The 335-nt window shown below is 99.4% G+C and carries 1 protein-coding gene; it reads left to right on the top strand.

The window, feature by feature from the left end; all coding sequences use genetic code 11:
* Positions 1-335: hypothetical protein (locus AC0L2A_RS36490; protein WP_473613026.1), on the top strand; the 335-nt coding region annotated here is incomplete at both ends.

Raw genomic sequence — 335 nt, 5'->3', positions numbered from 1 at the left:
TGGCGGGGGGGGGGGGGGGGGGGGGGGGGGGGCGGGCGGGCCGGGGCGGGGGCGGGGGGGGCCGGGCGGGGCCGCGGGGCGGGGGGGGGGGGGGGGGGGGGGGGGGGGGGGGGGGGGCGCCGGGGGGGGGGGGGCGCCGCCCCCCCCCCCCCCCCCCCCCCCCGCCCCCCCCCCCCCCCCCCCCCCCCCCCCCCCCCCCCCCCCCCCCCCGCGCCGCGCGGCGGCCCCGCCCCCCCCCCCCCCCCCCCCCCCCCCCCCCCCCCCCCCCCCCCCCCGCGCGCGGGCGGGCGGCGCCCCCCGCCCCCCCCCCCCCCCCCCCCCCCCCCCCCCCGCTC

Source organism: Mesorhizobium sp. WSM4844, from assembly GCF_055811775.1.
This window is presented reverse-complemented; position numbering and strand designations above follow the sequence as displayed.